General features: G+C 70.8%; 13 protein-coding genes and 1 pseudogene. 12 read left to right on the top strand and 2 right to left on the bottom strand.

Going from position 1 to position 18,548, the window contains the following annotated elements:
* The 4 genes from IF99_RS0120455 to IF99_RS0120440 form a co-directional block, all read left to right on the top strand.
* A partial coding sequence (locus IF99_RS0120455) for an IucA/IucC family protein (RefSeq protein ID WP_030998053.1) occupies positions 1-1,513 on the top strand: 1,513 nt, incomplete at its 5' end.
* Between the two features lie 113 nt (positions 1,514-1,626).
* Complete coding sequence (locus IF99_RS0120450; RefSeq protein ID WP_030998052.1) at positions 1,627-2,343, top strand: GNAT family N-acetyltransferase; 717 nt, start codon at positions 1,627-1,629, stop codon at positions 2,341-2,343.
* 207 nt (positions 2,344-2,550) lie between these two features.
* Complete coding sequence (locus IF99_RS0120445; RefSeq protein ID WP_030998051.1) at positions 2,551-4,644, top strand: IucA/IucC family protein; 2,094 nt, start codon at positions 2,551-2,553, stop codon at positions 4,642-4,644.
* A 108-nt stretch (positions 4,645-4,752) separates the two neighbouring features.
* Positions 4,753-6,849, top strand: coding sequence for an ATP-dependent DNA helicase (locus tag IF99_RS0120440; protein ID WP_030998050.1), 2,097 nt, complete (start codon positions 4,753-4,755; stop codon positions 6,847-6,849).
* Positions 6,850-7,187: 338 nt separating this feature from the next.
* On the opposite strand, the gene lexA is transcribed toward IF99_RS0120440, so the two are convergent.
* Positions 7,188-7,976, bottom strand: a complete 789-nt coding sequence (lexA, locus tag IF99_RS0120435) for a transcriptional repressor LexA (RefSeq protein WP_030998049.1) — start codon at positions 7,974-7,976, stop codon at positions 7,188-7,190.
* Positions 7,977-8,787: 811 nt separating this feature from the next.
* Between lexA and nrdR the strand changes: the two genes are divergently transcribed.
* The 3 genes from nrdR (at position 8,788) to IF99_RS0120420 (ending at position 13,611) form a co-directional block, all read left to right on the top strand.
* Positions 8,788-9,264, top strand: a complete 477-nt coding sequence (gene nrdR, locus IF99_RS0120430) for a transcriptional regulator NrdR (RefSeq protein WP_037827236.1) — start codon at positions 8,788-8,790, stop codon at positions 9,262-9,264.
* Positions 9,265-9,710: 446 nt separating this feature from the next.
* The gene (locus IF99_RS0120425) at positions 9,711-12,593 is read left to right on the top strand and encodes a vitamin B12-dependent ribonucleotide reductase (protein ID WP_030998047.1); all 2,883 of its coding nucleotides are present in this window, start codon (positions 9,711-9,713) and stop codon (positions 12,591-12,593) included.
* A gap of 643 nt (positions 12,594-13,236) precedes the next feature.
* Positions 13,237-13,611, top strand: coding sequence for an integrase (locus tag IF99_RS0120420; RefSeq protein ID WP_234340780.1), 375 nt, complete (start codon positions 13,237-13,239; stop codon positions 13,609-13,611).
* 377 nt (positions 13,612-13,988) lie between these two features.
* On the opposite strand, the gene IF99_RS0120415 is transcribed toward IF99_RS0120420, so the two are convergent.
* Positions 13,989-14,525 carry a TerD family protein gene (locus IF99_RS0120415; protein ID WP_030998045.1) on the bottom strand — a complete coding sequence of 179 codons (537 nt, stop codon included), beginning with the start codon at positions 14,523-14,525 and terminating at the stop codon, positions 13,989-13,991.
* Positions 14,526-14,690: 165 nt separating this feature from the next.
* On the opposite strand from IF99_RS0120415, the gene IF99_RS0120410 reads away from it, so the two are divergent.
* From IF99_RS0120410 to IF99_RS0120390, 5 genes and pseudogenes are all read left to right on the top strand, one after another.
* Positions 14,691-15,296: a YdbC family protein gene (locus tag IF99_RS0120410; RefSeq protein WP_030998044.1), complete on the top strand. Its 606-nt coding sequence runs from the start codon at positions 14,691-14,693 to the stop codon at positions 15,294-15,296.
* Positions 15,297-15,391: 95 nt separating this feature from the next.
* A complete protein-coding gene (locus IF99_RS0120405) occupies positions 15,392-16,051 on the top strand; it encodes a histidine phosphatase family protein (RefSeq protein ID WP_030998043.1) in 660 nt (219 codons plus the stop codon).
* An 88-nt stretch (positions 16,052-16,139) separates the two neighbouring features.
* A pseudogene (locus IF99_RS30965) lies at positions 16,140-17,084 on the top strand (ADP-ribosylglycohydrolase family protein).
* A gap of 100 nt (positions 17,085-17,184) precedes the next feature.
* Entirely contained in the window at positions 17,185-17,886 is a 702-nt protein-coding gene (locus IF99_RS0120395; protein WP_030998042.1) for a ribonuclease HII, read from the top strand.
* Between the two features lie 67 nt (positions 17,887-17,953).
* Positions 17,954-18,544, top strand: coding sequence for a hypothetical protein (locus IF99_RS0120390; protein WP_030998041.1), 591 nt, complete (start codon positions 17,954-17,956; stop codon positions 18,542-18,544).
* Positions 18,545-18,548 lie beyond the last annotated feature (4 nt).

Genomic DNA, 18,548 nt, shown 5'->3' with positions numbered 1-18,548 from the left:
GCAGGCCCCGCCCGCCCCCGACGACGACCTCGTGGCACGGGTCAGGGACTCCGTACGCCGTACGGCCGTCTTCCTCTCCTTCCGCCGCCGCCACGCCGAGGACTCGCCCACCCCCTTCCTCGCTGCGGAGCAGGCCCTGCTCCTCGGCCACCCGCTCCACCCCACTCCCAAGAGCAGGCAGGGACTCAGCGAGGCGGAGTCGCGGCTCTACTCGCCCGAACTGCGCGGTGCCTTCCCGCTCCACTGGCTGGCCGTGCACAAGGACGTCCTCGCCACCGACTCGGCCTGGACCGAGCGCGGCAGGACCGTTTCGGCGGGACAGCTCACCGAGCGCCTGGCGGGCCCGGGGCTCACCCTCCCGCCCAGCACCGTCGCGCTGCCCCTGCACCCCTGGCAGGCCCGGGACCTCGCCCAGCGTCCGGAGGCTCAGGCGCTGGTCGAGGCGGGGCTGCTCACGCCGCTCGGCCCGCACGGGGAAGCGTGGTCGCCCACCTCCTCGGTACGCACCGTCTACCGCGCCGAGGCCCCGGCGATGCTCAAGCTCTCGCTCGGCCTGCGTATCACCAACTCGCGCCGCGAGAACCTCCGCAAGGAACTCCACCGCGGTGTCGAGGTCCACCGCCTGCTCCGCACCGGGCTCGGCGCCGAGTGGCATGCCGCCCACCCCGGCTTCGACATCGTGCGCGACCCGGCGTGGATCGCCGTCGACGGCCCGGACGGCGAACCGCTGCGCGGCGTGGACGTCATGATCCGCCACAACCCCTTCACCCCGGCGACCGACGCCGCCTGCCTCGCCGGGCTCGTCTCGCCGCGCCCCCTGCCCCCGATCGGCGGGCGTCCCGCCGAGCCGAGCGGGCTCCTCGCGCACGGCTCGCAGGCCCAGCAGCCCATGCGCTCCCGGCTCAGCGAGCTGGTCACCCGGCTCGCCCAGCGCACCGGCAGGCCACGCGGCACCGTCGCCACCGAGTGGTTCCTGCGCTACCTGGAGCGCGTCGTTCGCCCCATCCTCTGGCTCGACGGGCACGCGGGCGTCGCCCTGGAGGCGCACCAGCAGAACACCGTCGTCCTGCTCGACGCCGACGGCTGGCCGAGCGGCGGCAGGTACCGGGACAATCAGGGCTACTACTTCCGCGACGCGTACCGCGAGGCGCTGGAGCGACGGCTGCCGGGCATCGGTACGCAGAGCGACACGTTCGTCCCCGACGACGTGACCGACGAGCGCTTCACCTACTACCTCGCCATCAACAACATCCTCGGCCTCGTCGGGGCCCTCGGCTCCCAGGGCCTCGCCGACGAACACCTGCTCCTCGCCGCGCTGCGCGGCTTCCTCACCGAAGCCGCGCGCGGCCCCGAGGCCCTCGGCTCCCGGCTGCCCACCCTGCTGCTCGACAGCCCGGTCCTGCGCTGCAAGGCGAACCTGCTCACGCGGCTGCACGGCCTCGACGAACTCGTCGGCCCCGTCGACACCCAGTCCGTATACGTCCGTTTCCGCAACCCGCTGCACAGCTCCTGAGCGCACGCGGGGCCGGGCCTCACCCACCCGGCCCCGCGCCGCACCGTTCCGCCCGCCCCGTACCCGTACCGCCGAGCCCGTCCCGTACCGCCACCGAACCGAGGAGTGCACCCATGCCCATAGCGGACACCCCCCTCGCGGGGGCCGCATCACCCGCGCCCGGCGCCGCCGAGGGCGGCGAGGCGCCGGCTTCCGGCATAGCCAGGGCCGAATGCCCCGGCCCGCCCCCCGAGGACGCGACGCCGCCTGGCGACACTTCGGCCGCCGACACCCCGCCCGGCGACTGGGCGCCCGTGCCCACGCCCCACGGCCTCTTCCGGTTGCGGCCCGTCACGCTGCCGCGTGACCTCGCCTTGCTCACGGGGTGGATGAACGACCCCGCAGTGGCCGCCTTCTGGGAACTCGCGGGCCCGCCCGACGTGACGGAGGCGCACGTCCGCCCCCAGATCGAGGGCGACGGCCGCAGCGTGCCGTGCCTCGGACTGCTCGACGGGCGGCCGATGAGCTACTGGGAGATCTACCGCGCCGATCACGACGTCCTCACCCCGTACTACTCGGCGCGCCCGCACGACATCGGCGTCCACCTGCTCCTCGGCGGCGGCACGGACCGGGGCCGCGGCGTCGGCACGGGGCTGCTGCGCGCCGTCACCTCGCTGATCCTGGCGCACTGCCCGCGCACCACCCGCGTCCTCGCCGAACCGGACGTGCGCAACGTCCGCTCCGTCGCCGCGTTCCTGCGCGCCGACTACCGCAAGGACCGCGAGCTGGAGCTGCCCGACAAACGCGCCGCCCTGATGATCAGGGACCGCGCGCCGACGCCTCCCGCCTGACACCTACGCGCCCCGCCGCTCTCCTCCCGCGCCACGCTGCCCGCCCGCACTCTCTCTCGCGACGCGGGTACCCGGGAGCGGTACGCACCTCCCGCGGCGCGCCGCCCGAACCCGGCCCGCGCGCGTCGCCGTCCTTCCCGCGTACGCCTGCGCTTCCCGCCGTACCCGCGCACGTCCGCACACCGGTCGCCACCGAAGGAGCCCTTCGTGCAGAACCTCCCCGCACCGCGTCCCCGGACACCCGCCGACGAGCCCACCGGGCCCGCGCTCCCGCCCCTCACCGCCCCCGAGGGCCCCCCGCAGCACGGGCTCTTCGCCCCGGCCGAGCTGACCCCCGAGCTGTGGCGCGAGGCCGGGAAGCGACTGCTCGCCAAGATGGTCGCGGAATTCTCGTACGAGGGCCTCTTCGAGCCCCGCCCGGAAGATCCGGAAGCGCCCGACGTCCCCTTCCACCACCGCGCGTACCGGTTGCCGCTGGGGCGGCCGGAGGGGACGTCGCGGGAGGGAGCGGAAAGGGACGGGACGGCCCAGGACGGAGCGGTGCGGGACGGCGGGGGCGAGACGGGGGAGACCGTGGGGGAGAGTGCGCTTCTCTTCCGCGCCGCCCGCAGCGCCTACGGCCACTGGGAGGTCGAACCCGAGAGCCTGCGTCTCGGCCCAGGAAGCGCCGAGGAGACCGCGGGCGCTGGGGGACCCGGCGACGACCGCACCCCCACCGCCCCGTACCCCGCCACCGACCCGCTCGACTTCCTCGTCCGCGCCCGCCACGTCCTCGGGCTCGACGGCGCGACACTCGGCCACCTGCTGCGCGAGCTGAACGCGACGCTCGCCGCCGACGCGCGCCTCCTCCACACCGCCCTGACCAGCGCGGACCTCGCCGAACTCGGGTACGCGGAACTGGAGGGCCACCAGACGGGGCACCCCTGGATCGTCCTGAACAAAGGCCGCATGGGCTTCAGCGCATCCGACGCCGCGCGCTGGGCCCCCGAGGGCCGCGCCGAGGCACGCCTGCCGTGGCTCGCGGTCCGCAGGCACCTCGCCACCTACCGCGGCGTCCCCGGCCTCGACACGCCCGAGCAGCTCTACGCCACCGAACTCGCGCCCGCCGTGCGCGAGTCCTTCGACGCGGTCGTGACCGGGCGCGGCCTCGACCCCGCCGACTACCTCTACCTGCCCGTGCACCCCTGGCAGTGGGACAGCACCGTGCTGCCCCTGCACGCCGCGGGCGTCGCCGCCGGTGACCTGATACCGCTGCCCTCGGACGGCGCCCGGCGCCTCCCTCAGCAGTCCATCCGCACCTTCCTCAACCTGGACGACCCCGCTCGGCACACGGTCAAGCTGCCGCTCTCCGTGCTCAACACCCTGGTCTGGCGCGGGCTGCCGACCCGCCGCACGATCGCCGCGCCCGCCGTCACGGCCTGGGTGCAGTCCGTACGCGACCGCGATCCCTACCTGCGGGAGGAATGCCGCGTGATCCTGCTCGGCGAGGTCGCCTCCGTCGCCGTGCGCCACCCCCTCTACGACGCGCTGCCCGAGGTCCCATACCAGTACAAGGAACTCCTCGGCGCGATCTGGCGCGAACCGCTCGCCCCGCTGCTCGACAAGGGCGAACGCGCGCGGACCCTCGCCTCTCTCCTGCAGGTGGACCGCGACGGGCGCGCCTTCGTCGCCGAACTCGTCGCGCGCTCGGGGCTCGCGCCGCACGACTGGCTGCATCGTCTCTTCGACGCCCTGCTGCCGCCGCTCCTGCACTTCCTCTACCGCCACGGCACGGTGTTCTCGCCGCACGGCGAGAACGCGATCGTCGTCTTCGACGCTCGCGACATTCCCACGAGACTCGCGGTCAAGGACTTCGTGGACGACGTCAACCTCAGCGCGCGACCGCTTCCGGAGCACGAGGACATGCCCGCGGAGGTGCGCGACATCCTGCTCACCGAAGAGCCCTCCTTCCTCCCGCAGTTCATCCATTCCGGTCTCTTCGTCGGCGTCTTCCGCTACCTCGCGCCGCTGTGCCGCACCCAGCTCGGCGTCCCCGACGAGGACTTCTGGGGCCTCGTCCGCGCCGAGGTCCTCGCCTACCAGGCGCGCTTCCCCGAGCTGAAGGAGCGCTACGAGCTCTTCGAACTCCTCGGCCCCGAGATCGAGCGGCTCTGCCTCAACCGCAACCGCCTCCACCTCGACGGCTACCGGGACCGCTCCGAGCGCCCCCACGCGGCGGTGCACGGCATCGTGGCGAACCCGCTGCACGGGGGCGCGTTCCGGCCCCAGGCGAGGTGGGGGCGCGGGACGAAGGCCGAATGAGGCGCGACGGGAGAGGACACCCTCGGACAGGGGCGCTCGCATGAGGGGACCGGGCCTGTGGACGGAGCGGCGGGAGCTGTCGGTGCCGCGTCGTAGGGTGGTCTGGCTATGACGAAGCCCTCACTCCCCGAGCTCCTGCACGCCGCCGTCGCCGCCGTGGGCGGCACCGAACGGCCGGGCCAGGTGGCCATGGCCGAGGCGGTCGAAGCGGCCATCGACGACGGTTCCCACCTCCTTGTCCAGGCCGGCACCGGCACCGGGAAGTCGCTCGGCTACCTGGTGCCCGCGCTGGCGCACGGGGAGCGGGTGGTCGTCGCGACGGCCACGCTGGCGCTCCAGCGCCAGTTGGTGGAGCGCGACCTGCCGCGTACGGTCGAGGCCCTGCACCCCGTCCTGCGTCGCCGTCCCGAGTACGCGATGCTCAAGGGCCGCTCCAACTACCTCTGCCTGCACCGCCTCCACGAGGGCATGCCGAAGGACGAGGAGGAGGCGCTCTTCGACCAGTTCGAGGCGGCGGCCCCGTCCAGCAAGCTCGGGCAGGACCTCCTGCGGCTGCGGGACTGGGCGGACGAGACCGAGACGGGCGACCGCGACGGTCTGAGCCCCGGTGTCTCCGACCGCGCCTGGGCGCAGGTCTCCGTCTCCTCGCGCGAGTGCCTCGGGGCGAGCCGGTGCGCCTACGGTGCCGAGTGCTTCGCGGAGACGGCGCGCGAACGCGCGAAGCTCGCCGACGTCGTCGTCACCAACCACGCGCTCCTCGCGATCGACGCCATCGAGGGCGCCCCCGTGCTCCCCTCGCACGAGGTCCTCATCGTCGACGAGGCGCACGAACTCGTCGGCCGCGTCACGAACGTCGCCACCGGTGAGCTGAACCCGAACCAGGTCAACAGGGCCGCCCGCCGTGCCGCGAAGCTCGTCGACGAGAAGGTCGCCGACGCCTTCCAGGCCGCAGCCGAGGGCTTCGAGCGGGTCATGGAGCTGGCGCTGCCGGGGCGGCTCGAAGCGCTGCCCGACGATCTCGGCTACGCGCTCGCCGCGCTCCGCGACGCGGCCCGGCAGGTGATCACCGCCATCGGCAACACCCGCGATCGCTCGGTGCAGGACGAGGACGCGGTACGCAAGCAGGCTCTCGCCTCCGTCGAGTCCGTGCACGGGGTGGCCGAGCGGATGACCGGACTCTCCGAGTACGACGTGCTGTGGTGCGAGCGCCACGACCGCTTCGGCGCCTCGTTGCGGGTCGCGCCGCTGTCGGTCTCGGGGCTGCTGCGCGAGAAGCTCTTCGCCGACCGCTCGGTGACGCTGACCTCGGCGACGCTCAAGCTGGGCGGGGACTTCAACGGGGTCGGAGCCTCGCTCGGCCTCGCCCCGGAGGGGGTGGCGGGCTCGGGGGCCCCGGAGACGGACGAACTGCCGGTCTGGAAGGGCATCGACGTCGGCTCGCCCTTCGAGTACCGCAAGCAGGGCATCCTCTACGTGGCGCGCCACCTCTCCCCGCCCGGGCGCGAAGGCACGCGCACGGACATGTTCGACGAGCTGACCGAACTGGTCGAGGCCGCGGGCGGTCGGACGCTGGGGCTCTTCTCCTCGATGCGCGGCGCGCAGGCGGCGGCCGAGGAACTGCGCTCCCGGCTCGACGTCCCTGTGCTCCTCCAGGGCGAGGAGACCCTCGGTGAGCTGATCCGGGCCTTCGCCGAGGACCCGCGCACCTGCCTCTTCGGCACGCTGTCCCTGTGGCAGGGCGTGGATGTGCCGGGGCCGAGCTGCCAGCTCGTCGTGATGGACCGGATTCCCTTCCCGCGCCCCGACGATCCGCTGATGAGCGCGAGGCAGAAGGCCGTGGAGCAGAACGGGGGCAACGGCTTCATGGCGGTCGCCGCGACGCACGCGGCTCTGCTGATGGCCCAGGGCGCGGGCCGTCTCGTGCGGGCCACGGGGGACAAGGGCGTGGTCGCGGTGCTCGACCCGCGTCTCGCGACGGCCAGGTACGGGAGCTACCTGCGGGCCTCGCTCCCCGATTTCTGGTACACGAACGACCGCAACCAGGTCCGCCGCTCCCTCGCGGCGATCGACGCGGCCGCGAAGGCGGCGACGACCGAGACGGCAACGACGGTCGCTGCGGCTGCGGCTGCGGCTGCGGCTGTGGAGGCGGAGCCGGGGCTGGGGCTGGGTTCGGGCGAGCAGGTGGGCGCTGGCACGGACGGGTGAGGCCCGCCCTGCGGGCTCGGAGAGGGCTGGGCGGATGCCTCCGCGCGCGTGCACCCGCACGGGAGACGTGCGGAGCTGGGGAGCGTACGGGGCCCGGCCGTCAGCCACCTCGGTAGCGTGAGCCCGTCCGCCAGTGCGCCGACGTCATGGCCCGGCCGTGCGTCGGCCTTCCTCAGGCCGTCTGCCCGCCTCGCGCGCTCGGATATCCGGCAGCGGGGGGCGGACTGCGGGGCTTCCGCTTCCCCGCCGCGTGCGCGCGACGGGCCCCGAGACCGGCGCAGTGAGTCTCAGGGCCCTGCTGAAGGAGGCAGTGCGGATGCCTGCCCCGGGGGTAGTGGTCAGATACGCCGCAGGACGGCGACGACCTTGCCGAGGATGGTCGCCTCATCGCCCGGGATGGGCTGGTACGCGGCGTTGTGCGGGAGCAGCCAGACGTGGCCGTCCTCGCGCTTGAACCGCTTCACCGTCGCCTCGCCGTCGAGCATCGCGGCCACGATGTCGCCGTTCTCGGCCACGGGCTGGCGCCGCACGGTGACCCAGTCGCCGTCACAGATCGCCGCCTCGATCATGGAGTCGCCGACCACTTTGAGGACGAACAGCTCGCCGTCGCCCACCAGTTGCCGCGGGAGAGGAAAGACGTCCTCGACGGACTCCTCGGCGAGGATCGGACCGCCGGCCGCGATCCGGCCGACCAGGGGAACGTAGGAGGCGGCGGGTTTGCCGGTGGTGTCGGCGGGCTGCGGGCTGGGCTGGTCCGAGCCGCGTACCTCGTAGGCGCGGGGGCGGTGCGGGTCGCGCCGCAGAAAGCCCTTGCGTTCCAGGGCCATGAGCTGGTGCGCCACGGAGGAGGTGCTGGAGAGCCCGACCGCCTGGCCGATCTCGCGCATCGACGGCGGATAGCCCCGTCGCTGCACCGAATCCCTGATCACCTCGATGACCCGTCGTTGCCGGTCGGTCAGTCCGGTGCTGTCCGCCCGGATGCCGGGCGGTCGTCCTGGGAGTGAGCGCGCGGGCTTGCCGCCCTCCTGGTGCGTGGCGCCCTCATTGCCGAGCGCCCGGGCCGGCTGGAATCGTCCCTGGGAGCGGTCCTGGGCAGTGATGGTGGCACTGTCGGCTGTGGTGGTCACATTGGGCCCCTCTCGAATGGTCTCCCTGGCAGCACAACGGTAGTGGCTTTCGAAAGGTTGCGCCAAACACACGTTCGAGTGAAAAAACCGTACTTACCTGTCGAGAACGGGGCTTGAGGTGTATAGAGGCGGGGCTATTTCGTGTGGGTAAAAGGGGATTGCGTGAACTGGGTGCTGCGCTGCGGGCCTTTCACCAAGGCCCGTACTCGAACACTTGAGGCGGCTTGAGGCGGCGCCGAGCGCGTGACGCGCGAGAAGGGGTGGGGATCGGGGCGTGGTGCGTTGACGAAAACGGTCGTTTCCTGCTCCTCGTCCGCGCTGGTGCTCCCGGACGAAAAGGGCGCCCCTAGTTTGTCACCCATCCCTGCCCTTGGCTGGGGCACCCCCGACCTCGTCGCGCGGCGCGCGCGACGTACGCTCGCACCGCACTGGGCATCCACCCGAACGTCACACTCCGTGCGCGTCCCGGTGGCGCGCGTGGTTCCTCCCGTCCGGTCGCCCACCGGACGGGACCGCAGGCGCAGCGGCCGGGCGCGCAGGGCGTCTGGGCCGGAAGCCTTCCCCTCGGCCCCGCGCGCCGCGCCCGTTGGCTGCCCCGGCCCGTGCCGACGGCGCGACACGCGGGGGCTGTCTTCCGTCGCGGGGGCCACCCGAGGCCCTAGATCTAGTGGTCGACCGTGTGGCACAACCTAGAACTTGTGGTCCGGGTGTCTGACCGGCTCCGGCATCACCTATGCTGGGGGCTGCTTCCAGGGGCTCAAGTTCCTGGTGAGCGCAGAGTGTCGCGTCGTCTTGGAGGGTGGGAAGTCCCGTGCACTGTCCCTTCTGCAGGCATCCGGACAGTCGGGTCGTGGACAGCCGGACCACTGATGACGGGGCGGCCATCCGCCGTCGCCGACAGTGTCCGGACTGCACCCGCCGATTCACCACCGTCGAGTCCTGCTCACTGATGGTGATCAAGCGGAGTGGTGTCACGGAGCCCTTCAGCCGCACGAAGGTGATCAACGGAGTGCGCAAGGCGTGCCAGGGTCGCCCCGTCACGGAAGACGCCCTGGCCCTGCTCGGTCAGCGGGTCGAAGAGGCACTGCGAGCGACGGGCAACGCGGAGCTGAGTACTCACGATGTCGGTCTCGCCATACTGGGACCGCTTCAGGAGCTGGATCTCGTCGCTTATCTGCGGTTCGCGTCCGTGTACCGGGCGTTCGACTCGCTGGAGGACTTCGAGACGGCCATCGCCGAGCTACGCGTGCGTCCCGAGGTTCCCACCCCGGCGGGCGTGCGCGAGTGAGTGCACGCCTGAACAGCCACCCTCACGCGGCGTAGCCGAGTCTCCTGGAGTAGCGACGAGGCCGGATGTGGCGGTGCCCCCGTAGGGTGCCGTCGCGCCAGCTGAGTCACCCTTTGTGGTCGAAGCAGGTCTTTGAGTAGTTGCATCGAAGCTCGCGCCCCTAGTGATGGGGCGCGGCCGAGCGTGCATCGCCTCTCCTTAGGGGAGGGACACGCGCGCGGTGAGAAACGAAAAGCGGGGGCCCGGGCGAGCGAAGAAGCCCGGGAGCGGTGTTGGAGCGTCTCACTGGCGTTCCGCACCAGGTCGGGCCTGTGCGCGTCGTCCCGACGGTGGGCGACGCGTGGGACCCATGATCCCCGGGAGGCCCCGGGGAATGCGGAGAAAACCGCGCCAGGACGGAAGTCTGAGGCGCTATGAGGCGTTGAAGCCTGGTACGAGGAGGCGGCATGACAGAGACGGCGAGTGGTCCGGCACGCGGGACCCGCAAGAACACCAAGGCGGGCAAGGGGCTCAAGGTCGAGCGCATCCACACCACGCCGGGGGTCCACCCCTACGACGAGGTGAGCTGGGAGCTCCGTGACGTCGTCATGACCAACTGGCGCGACGGTTCGATCAACTTCGAACAGCGTGACGTCGAGTTCCCCGACTTCTGGTCGGTCAACGCGGTCAACATCGTCACCAGCAAGTACTTCCGTGGGGCCCTCGGCACCCCGCAGCGCGAGACCGGGCTCAAGCAGCTCATCGACCGCATCGTGAAGACCTACCGGAAGTCCGGCGAGGAGAATCAGTACTTCGCCTCCCCGGCGGACGCCGAGATCTTCGAGCACGAACTCGCCTACGCGCTCCTCCACCAGATTTTCAGCTTCAACTCCCCGGTCTGGTTCAACGTCGGCACGCCTCAGCCGCAGCAGGTCTCCGCCTGCTTCATCCTCTCCGTGGACGACTCCATGGAGTCGATCCTGAACTGGTACAAGGAAGAGGGGATGATCTTCAAGGGCGGTTCGGGCGCGGGCCTCAACCTCTCCCGCATCCGCTCCTCCAAGGAACTCCTCACCTCCGGCGGCAACGCCTCGGGCCCCGTCTCCTTCATGCGCGGCGCCGACGCCTCGGCCGGCACCATCAAGTCCGGCGGGGCCACGCGCCGCGCGGCCAAGATGGTCATCCTCGATGTCGACCACCCGGACGTGGAGAGCTTCATCGAGACCAAGGTCAAGGAGGAGGAGAAGATCCGCGCCCTGCGCGACGCGGGCTTCGACATGGACCTCGGCGGAGATGACATCACCTCCGTCCAGTACCAGAACGCCAACAACTCCGTCCGCGTCAACGACGAGTTCATGACGGCCGTCGAGACCGCCGGGAAGTTCGGCCTGCGCTCCCGCCTCACCGGCGAGGTCATCGAGGAGGTCGAGGCGAAGAGCCTCTTCCGGAAGATGGCCGAAGCCGCCTGGGCCTGCGCCGACCCCGGCATCCAGTACGACGACACCATCAACAACTGGCACACCTGCCCCGAGTCCGGCCGCATCAATGGCTCGAACCCGTGCAGCGAGTACATGCACCTGGACAACACCTCGTGCAACCTGGCCTCGCTCAACCTCATGAAGTTCCTCAAGGACGACGGCAAGGGCAACCAGTCCTTCGACATCGAGCGCTTCGCCAAGCTCGTCGAGCTGGTCATCACCGCGATGGACATCTCCATCTGCTTCGCCGACTTCCCCACCGAGAAGATCGGCGAGAACACCCGCGCCTTCCGCCAGCTCGGGATCGGCTACGCCAACCTGGGCGCCCTCCTCATGGCGACCGGCCACGCCTACGACTCCGAGGGCGGTCGTGCGCTCGCCGGTGCCATCACCTCCCTCATGACCGGCACGGCCTACCGCCGTTCCGCCGAACTCGCCGCGGTCGTCGGCCCGTACGAGGGCTACGCCCGTAACGCCACGGCTCACAAGCGCGTTATGAAGCAGCACGCCGACGCCAACGGTGTCGCCGTCCGCATGGACGATCTCGACACCCCGGTCTGGGCGGCGGCCACCGAAGCGTGGCAGGACGTCCTCCGCATCGGCGAGAAGAACGGTTTCCGCAACGCGCAGGCGAGCGTGCTCGCCCCGACGGGCACCATCGGCCTGGCCATGTCGTGCGACACCACCGGTGTCGAGCCCGACCTCGCCCTGGTCAAGTTCAAGAAGCTCGTCGGCGGCGGCTCGATGCAGATCGTCAACGGCACCGTCCCGCAGGCCCTGCGCCGCCTGGGCTACCAGGAGGAGCAGATCGAGGCGATCGTCGCGCACATCGCCGAGAACGGGAACGTCGTCGACGCGCCCGCGCTCAAGACCGAGCACTACGAGGTCTTCGACTGCGCCATGGGCGACCGCGCCATCTCGCCCATGGGTCACGTGCGGATGATGGCGGCGATCCAGCCGTGGATCTCCGGTGCCATCTCCAAGACGGTCAACATGCCCGAGTCGGCCACCGTCGAAGAGGTCGAGGAGATCTACTTCGAGGCGTGGAAGCTCGGCATCAAGGCCCTCGCGATCTACCGCGACAACTGCAAGGTCGGCCAGCCTCTCTCCGCCAAGAAGAAGGAGGAGAAGAAGGCCGAGATCGCCGAGAAGTCCGAGGAGACCATCCGGGCGGCGGTCGAGAAGGTCGTCGAGTACCGCCCGGTGCGCAAGCGCCTCCCCAAGGGCCGGCCCGGCATCACCACCTCCTTCACGGTGGGCGGCGCCGAGGGCTACATGACCGCCAACTCCTACCCCGACGACGGTCTCGGCGAGGTCTTCCTCAAGATGTCCAAGCAGGGTTCGACCCTGGCGGGCATGATGGACGCCTTCTCCATCGCCGTCTCGGTGGGTCTCCAGTACGGCGTGCCGCTGGAGACGTACGTCTCGAAGTTCACCAACATGCGCTTCGAGCCGGCCGGTATGACCGATGACCCGGACGTACGCCTGGCACAGTCCATCGTCGACTACATCTTCCGGCGCCTGGCCCTGGACTTCCTGCCCTTCGAGACGCGCTCCGCTCTCGGTATCCACTCCGCCGAAGAGCGCCAACGCCACCTCGACACCGGTTCCTACGAACCGGCGGAAGAGGAGTCCGACACCGAGACGTTGGCCCAGTCCGCACCGGTCCAGAAGAAGACGACGGTCGTGACGGGCACCGACGAGGCCACCACTCCGGCCCCGCGCGAGGCCCACACCTCCGCCGAACTGGTCGAGATGCAACTGGGTATCAGCGCCGATGCCCCGCTCTGCCTCTCCTGCGGCACGAAGATGCAGCGCGCCGGCTCCTGCTACATCTGCGAGGGCTGCGGCTCGACGAGCGGGTGCAGCTGACGCCACGACTGGCGCACGTCGCGGCCCGGGCGTGAGCGCCTGGCGCGGAAATCGGTGTGCGCGACGCACCGTGTGTGACGCGGCGCGAGGGTGAGAGAGGGGCCGTCCCTGGGGGACGGCCCCTCCGGCATGCGATGGCCCCGGAGGGGCGCGGGCTCTTCGCTTCCCTGCCGCTCCCCGGCGGCCCGCTTACGGTCGACGCTGTACCGTACGAGGCCGCTCGGGAGGGGCTGCCGGTAGGGCTGCTCTGGGAGCGGCCGGTGCGCGTCCTCTGGGAGGACGCGCACCCCAGAGGACGGGTCCCAGTCGCAGGGGAGCCTGCTCGCCGGCTGAGCCGTGCTCCCTGTGCGCTGTCTTGGCCGAGTGGGCTTGTCGGCTTGTGGCGCTCGACTCGACCGGGCCGCCGCGCCGGGGAAGGTCCGGTGCCGCGCCTCGTTCGTATGCCCGCCTCGTTCTTCCTGAGGGCGGCCGTCCCCGCGACCCGCAGCTTCCGCCGGGGAGTAGCTGTGCCCCTGGGCTCTCACCCTTTTGCCCGCCTCTTTGTAGTACCAGCAGGTCAGCCCTTCACCCGCTGGTGTCTCCTTTCGCGTGTCCCTCCTCTTCCCGGGCGTAACCACGCCCGCTCTCGCGCGTTGTGCGCGTCGTGACGACTGCAGCCCACAGCCCGCATGCCCAGCCGGTTTTCGAAGCGATGCTGGACGGCTGGACACGCCAGCAACGGGCGGGCTCCCTGCCGTCGTACACCGTCCAGTCGCGACTGGACCTCGTCTATCGCTTCGCGGTCTACACCGACCGCTATCCCTGGGAGTGGGAACCGGGGCAGGCCGACGCCTTCCTCGACCACCTGCTCTCCGCCCACCTCCGCACCGCCCAGCGTCCCATCGGGCTCTCCACCATCAGCACGTACCGGCTCGCGCTGCGGCTTTTCCTGGAGTACGTGACCGATCCCCGGCACGCGTGGCTGCGGGAGTGCCAGGAGAAGTTCGGCCGTGTGCCCGTACCGATTCCGCCGGAGTGAGAGCGTCGGCTCACTGGCGGGAAAGGGACGACCGCGGAGCGGGACCAAGAACCCCGGGAGGAGAAGAGTCGGCCAGGCCGGCTCCCCCCGGGGCGTACGAGGCCATGTCCACGGCGAAGGTTTCAACGTCCGCGGTGGTGCAGCGGGCCTCGTGAGAGCAATCCTGCCAGCGAAAAATCCGCCGAAACGGTCCTGCGCTCGAATCCTCCTTCGAAAGGGTGACAGGGGCAGGCGCGAAGCAACGCGGGGCTCGGTGTGGCGCGTCCTAGATCATCTCGCGGCGTCCGGGAGCGCTCCCATGGCAGGCTTTCCGGGTATCGCTGGAGCGGCAGCACCCCCGACACTGGCCTTTGGGAAACCGGTGTCCAGCTCCTCGATCAGCTGGCCTCGGGCTTGCCGCGTAGCAGTGTCAGGAAGTCAGGCAGTTCGGTGTCGTACCCCTGTACCGTCGGCCGGTAGCCCCACGTGCCCTCCTCTCCGCGCCGGAACTCGGCCACTACCGCGGCCGTCGCGCCCGCCACGTTCGTGAAGTCCACCGGGCCGAGCTCCTCGTACCCTTCGCGCAGTCGGATGCCCGGTTCGCGCACGTCCGCGAAGGTGCGGTGTCCGCCGTTCTGCTGGATCACCACGCCGATCGCGACCCTGCCGTATGCCTCGGAAAGCCGGTTCAGCTCCAGGACCATGACCTCGTCGAAGCCCAGGCCCTGGCCCGTACGGCTGTCGCGGTTGAGTGTGATCGTGCCGTCAGGGGCGCGGTGGTCGAAGTACACGACATAGGCCGGTGCGCCGTGCGGGTCCCTCAGCGTGAACACCGCTGCGACGAGATCCAGGTCCATCCCGGGGGCGCCATGCGGGCTGGGGTCCCATTTGAGGGCGACCTCGACCTTTGTGAGTCCCTTGCTCAAGCTCTCCATCGGGCCTTCCCTTCGCTCGGGACGGAGGATGCGACCGCTCGCCTGACGCCCAGTCAGATAAGCGGTCGGCCACATGCATTGTCCATGGTGGCATGGAAACCGAACGAATGTCGGTGCCCTTGCGTGGGATGACCGGTACGTGCCCCACCGCCGTACGATGGCGCGGTGCTGTGCAAGTGGATTCGCTGCGAGGTCGCCGACCGGAACCGGTTCGACCGAGGTCAGCGGCGGTGGGCGGAACTCGCCGAGGTACGGGGATTCAAGGGACAGGCGGGAGGGTGGAGCCGCGAGCGGCCGGGGCAGGCCCACATCTTCGGCTTCTGGGAGAGCAGGGCTTTCTACGACTCCTTCATGGCCCGCACCCACGAGCGGCTCGCAGCTGCTCAGGCGGGCAGCTGCACCGAGGTACGCGCCGTGCTCTTCGATCACCGCTTTGACGTGAAGACAGGTTTCGCGCCGCTTTTCCACGACGTGGACCTCATCCGGATCGCGCATACCCGAGTACGGCCCGAGCGCGTCGAGCACTTCACTCTCGCCCAGCGCCGCATCTGGAACCCGGCCATGGCCGGCTCGCCCGGCATGGTCCGGGGTTTCTTCGCCGAGGCTCCCGGGAGCGAGTTCCTTGTCCTGTCCATGTGGCAGTCCACCGCCGAACGCGGCAAGTACCGGCCCGAGGGCCTGCACCGGCTCTCCACGCGCGCCGAGGCGGAAGAAGACGTCCTCACCCTGGACGGTGCCGTGGTCGGGCTGGAACCCTCCTGGACTGTCTGACCGGCCCGGGCTCCCGCCTTCCGGGTGCAGCGGCTGCTCCGGATGGAGCGTGCCCCGCCGCACCTCGTCGCGGAGCGCGCCCTAGGCTGGAGGGCATGGCACGACCACGACGCATCGTTCTGGTCCGGCACGGTGAGTCCGACGGCAACGCTGACGACAGTGTGTACGAGCGCGAGCCCGACCACGCCCTGTGCCTGACCGCTGCGGGGCGCGCCCAGGCCCTCGCCACGGGGGACAGGCTGCGCACGCTCTTCGGCGACGAACGCGTCAGCGTCTACGTCTCCCCGTATCGAAGGACCCACGAGACCCTGCGACTCTTCCACCTCGACCCCGAACGCGTCCGGATCCGCGAGGAGCCCAGGCTGCGGGAGCAGGACTGGGGAAATTGGCAGGATCGCGACGACGTGCGCTTGCAGAAGGCGTACCGAGACGCCTACGGCCACTTCTTCTACCGCTTCGCGCAGGGTGAGTCCGGCGCCGACGTGTACGACCGCGTCGGTGCTTTCCTGGAAAGCCTTTTTCGCAGCTTCGAGGCGCCGGACCACCCGCCGAACGTGCTCCTGGTCACGCATGGGCTGACCATGCGGCTCTTCTGTATGCGCTGGTTCCACTGGACAGTGGCCGAATTCGAGTCGCTCTCCAACCCCGACAACGGTGAGACGCGCTGTCTGGAACTCGGCCCGGACGGCCGCTATCACCTCGACCGCCCCTTCGCGAAATGGCGCGAGCCGGAGCCTTACGGCGTGACCAGCTGAGCCGTGCGGGACGCGGAATGCGGAGGCCGAATCGTTTCCTCTCCGCTACCTGGGCGTAGGTGCCGGCCTTGGAGAGAGCCATGCGGTCATGACCCGCGCGGAACGGACGGCCTCGCTCGATTTCCGCTCCGTCCCGGCACGTCTCGCCAGCGCTCGCGCCAGCCTCGGCGGGCTCCGCATCGGCGACGCACTCGGCTCGCAGTCTTCCTCGTCCGTACGACCGAACCGCTCCAGGCCGGCGACCGCCAGTGCCGAGGACTGCTCCCGCCTCACCGCCGGAAAACTGCCTCCGGGCCCCTGGCAGTGAACCGACGACACGGAGGTGGCCAGTTCGGCCGTGACGGTCCTGGCCGCAGAGGGGAGGATGAAGGAGGACGTTGTCGCCCCCTCCTTCGTCCATCACCACGACCGCGGCTGCGGGCCGGGAGCCAACCGGCTGCTCTGACTCGTCCGTGAAGGGGACTGGCGCCCACTCTCCACCGGGCTTTTCCACGGCCAGGGATCCTGGGGCAATGATGGCGCAAATACGCGTCGTTCCACTCGGAGCCTGGTACGCCGACGACCCCAGGGGGCCGTGCGTCAGGCCTTCCTCTCGGCATGTGCCACCTCTCGGCATCCGGTGACGGCCGCCCTCGTCGCGGCCACGGGGCCAACTCGGCGGAGCCCCCGGCGCTGCTCGACGCCGTCCTCGCGCTCGTACCGCGCACCGCCGTCGAGCTCGGACCCCGCCGCGCCGCCTCGATACTCGGCTACGACGACGCCACCACCGTCGCTGTCGTCCTGGGCTGCGGGCGCCGGCCACGGCCCAAAACACGGTGCCCTGCAACATCCGGACCGCCGCCCGGTCGCTCGGCGATTTCGCGCGTGTGCTCTGGACGAGCGCCCGTGCGGGAGCGGATATCGAGACGGCGGCGCCATCGTCGGGAGGATCGCCGCGGCGAGCCTTGCGGGCGTCCCGCCGCGCGCCTGGCGCGAGCAGACCGAACCCCTCCCCGCCTGGGCCGAACTCGCCCACGGGACACCCGCCGAATGACCGTTCCGGCCGGGGCCAGGTCTCCGATAGATCTCATTACGGCAGCGGAGGGGAGCCGGGGTGTCGCCCCGGATGAAGGGCGCGTACGCTGTCATCCGCTATGCCGTACGAAGCACCCACCCACACCGTTGAGCGCTCGCTCCGCGCCACGACCGGAGCCAAGGTCGTGGCAGGCATCGACGAAGTGGGACGCGGGGCCTGGGCCGGGCCCGTCTCGGTCTGCGCCGCCATCACAGGGTTGCGGCGACCCCCCGAGGGGCTGACCGACTCCAAACTCCTCACTCCCAAACGACGTGACGCTCTTGTCGTGGAGCTGGAGAAGTGGGTCACCGCTCATTCCCTCGGGCACGCCTCGCCGGAGGAGATCGACGAGCTCGGTATGACGGCCGCCCTGCGGCTCGCCGCCGTCCGGGCACTCGACGGACTCCCGGTGCGTCCCGACTGGGTGATTCTCGACGGCAACCACGACTACCTCGGAACACCGTGGAACGTCCGCACGGTGATCAAGGGGGACCAGTCCTGCGTGTCGGTCGCCGCGGCGTCCGTCCTCGCCAAGGTCGCCCGTGACCGCCTGATGGCCGAACTCGGTGTGCAACACGAAGACTTCGCCTTCGCCGCCAACGCTGGATACCCTTCGCCGGCGCACAAGACGGCCCTGGCGGAACGGGGCCCGACCCCGTACCACCGGCTTTCCTGGTCGTACCTCGACGCAATGCCCCAATGGCGGCATCTGAAGAAGGTGCGGGCCGGGACGGACGGGAGCCCGGCGGCGATCGAAGGACAGCTCGGTTTCGACTTCTGATCGTTCGACCGCCCGTACGGGCACCATCGCCGGGACGGACCCCGGCGACCAGCCCACCAGTCATGTCATGCCTCTCAGTCCCGAGGAGCCTCAGATTCCCGAGAGTGCCAAGGGTCCCCGCGCGACTCCGGCCGCAGGCCGCAGCGCCCAGACCTCCCGCCCCGTACCCGGCCCGCGTCCCGCGGCGCCGTCTCGCCCCGGTCGCCCGGGGCCCCTGCGCCCGGCTCCGGCCCAGCGCGAGCAGCAGCCGAAGCCCCCGGTTCCGGCCGTCACCCAGATCCAGCTCATCCCCGCCCCTGCCGACGGCGCACTCGATGCCGCCGAAGAGGCCGTCGACCTGCTCCTCGACTCGGGCCGCGCGCCCGGCGAGGTGCTGGTGGTGACCACAGGCGAGGCGCACCCTTGGACGGCCCATGAGCTGTCCTTCGGCGAGGCCGCCTACTGGGCACAGCACGACGCGGGTGACGACGTCTTCTACGCCGACCTCCCGCACATCGCTCGGCTCGCTTCCCGCCCGGTCGTCGTGGTGGCCCTCAACGGTGGCGCGGACAGCGCCGTCGCCACGGTCCTGCCCCTCGCCCGCGAGCGTGCGGACACCCTGTTGATCGTCTGCGGCGACCCGCAGCGCGTCAACGCGGTGCTGGGCGTGGGCGTCTGACCGA

The organism is Streptomyces sp. NRRL F-5630 (assembly GCF_000719475.1).
GTDB lineage: Bacteria > Actinomycetota > Actinomycetes > Streptomycetales > Streptomycetaceae > Streptomyces.
The sequence above is the reverse complement of the archived record's forward strand: the minus strand, read 5'-3'. Positions and strand labels throughout refer to the sequence as shown.

Excerpts from the sequence above, each read along its gene's own strand:
- IF99_RS0120450 (WP_030998052.1), top strand. The coding sequence starts at position 1,627 with ATGCCCATAGCGGACACCCCCCTCGCGGGGGCCGCATCACCCGCGCCC.
- IF99_RS0120440 (WP_030998050.1), top strand. The coding sequence starts at position 4,753 with ATGACGAAGCCCTCACTCCCCGAGCTCCTGCACGCCGCCGTCGCCGCC.
- IF99_RS0120425 (WP_030998047.1), top strand. The coding sequence starts at position 9,711 with ATGACAGAGACGGCGAGTGGTCCGGCACGCGGGACCCGCAAGAACACC.
- IF99_RS0120415 (WP_030998045.1), bottom strand. The coding sequence starts at position 14,525 with ATGGAGAGCTTGAGCAAGGGACTCACAAAGGTCGAGGTCGCCCTCAAA.
- IF99_RS0120405 (WP_030998043.1), top strand. The coding sequence starts at position 15,392 with ATGGCACGACCACGACGCATCGTTCTGGTCCGGCACGGTGAGTCCGAC.
- IF99_RS0120395 (WP_030998042.1), top strand. The coding sequence starts at position 17,185 with ATGCCGTACGAAGCACCCACCCACACCGTTGAGCGCTCGCTCCGCGCC.
- IF99_RS0120390 (WP_030998041.1), top strand. The coding sequence starts at position 17,954 with ATGCCTCTCAGTCCCGAGGAGCCTCAGATTCCCGAGAGTGCCAAGGGT.